The organism is Polynucleobacter sp. 39-46-10, assembly GCF_002282275.1.
Window position 1 is genome coordinate 1 of the sequence record NZ_NCJB01000421.1, and the last position, 1,772, is coordinate 1,772.

The window sequence follows — 1,772 nt, forward strand, 5'->3', positions numbered from 1 at the left end:
AGCGATCCAATAAAGGGCCAGGAATATTCAATGAGTTCGACGTCGCAACAAACATCACATCGGATAGATCGAAGTCGACTTCAACATAGTGATCTTGGAATGTGTGGTTTTGCTCTGGATCTAACACTTCCAGCAAGGCACTCGCAGGATCACCGCGGAAGTCCATGCCCATCTTATCTACTTCATCCAAGAGGAATAGCGGATTGCGCACGCCAACCTTAGTCAAGCTAGAAAGAATTTTGCCGGGCATAGAACCGATATAGGTACGACGATGACCGCGAATCTCGGACTCATCACGCACGCCACCCAAGGCCATGCGGACAAACTTACGGTTAGTTGCACGGGCAATAGATTGACCCAGAGAGGTTTTACCAACTCCTGGAGGGCCAACTAAACACAGGATGGGAGCCTTGACGCGATCTACACGTTGTTGAACCGCAAGGTACTCCAAAATACGTTCTTTAACTTTATCCAGACCATAATGATCCTCATCTAATACTTTTTCAGCATTAGTTAAATCATTATTAATCTTGGTTTTCTTCTTCCAAGGAAGCGTTACCAATGTATCAATGAAATTGCGAATCACTGTCGCTTCAGCAGACATTGGTGACATCAGTTTAAGTTTCTTCAGCTCAGACTCGGCCTTCTTCAATGCTTCCTTAGGCATACGAGCAGCCTTAATGCGCTTCTCGAGTTCCTCGAGATCAGCACCCTCTTCGCCCTCGCCTAATTCTTTTTGAATGGCTTTAACCTGTTCATTCAGGTAATACTCGCGCTGACTCTTTTCCATCTGGCGCTTTACGCGTCCACGAATACGTTTCTCAACTTGAAGAATGTCGATCTCACTCTCAAGATCAGCCAAGAGACTTTCTAAACGCTGAACCACGTCAGTCATCTCTAGCAAGCGCTGCTTCTGCTCAAGCTTGACTGGGAGATGAGCGCAAATCGTATCCGCTAAACGACTTGGGTCGTCAATGCCGCCCAATGAAGACAGAATTTCTTGAGGAACTTTCTTATTCAGTTTTACATACTGGTCAAACTGCGCCATGATGGCACGACGCAATGCTTCAGTTTCATGTGCATCTAACGCTGACATAGGAGTTGGGGTTGCCTCACAGGCAAAGTAGCCAAGGCTATCTTCGACTTGACTTACTTCAGCGCGTTGTACGCCCTCAACCAATACCTTAACAGTGCCATCTGGCAACTTCAGCATTTGCAGAATGTTGGCGATACAGCCGACCTCGTAGAGGTCCTCAACGCCTGGCTCATCCTTAGCAGCCGTCTTTTGAGCAACTAAAAGCACATTTTTGCCAGTTTCCATGGCGGCTTCTAGGGCTTTAATTGATTTTGGTCGCCCTACAAATAATGGGATAACCATGTGCGGGAACACCACGACATCTCTCAATGGGAGAAGTGGTAGTTGAATAGGTTCAGAGGGTAGTAATAAGTGGCCAGGCATGGGGCAATTCCTCCAAAATAGTCATTCCGTAAAAAACTCTAAAAATGCCGCACCACTAGATACGGGCATAATTTAGGAATAGGATACTACCTATATGGGTGTCACCAAGTGAAAAACAAGGGGGAAATATGCAAAAAGTGAGCAAAAACCCTGTGAAAACAGCAAAAAAGACTAAAAATTAGGCTTTTTTGCTCATTTCTGTAGATTCATCACCTTGCTTGTAGACCAAAATGGGCTTTCCGCCCTCCGCAATAGTGCTCTCATCGATGACCACCTTTTGAACATTCTTTAAAGATGGTAGGTCATACATCAC

Annotated in this window: 1 protein-coding gene; it reads right to left on the reverse strand. The window is 45.6% G+C overall.

Translation table 11 applies throughout. The features are described 5' to 3' along the window. Positions 1-1,459, reverse strand: a 1,459-nt coding sequence (locus B7X71_RS16375; protein WP_293601513.1) for an LON peptidase substrate-binding domain-containing protein, incomplete at its 3' end; no start/stop codon positions are given. Positions 1,460-1,772 lie beyond the last annotated feature (313 nt).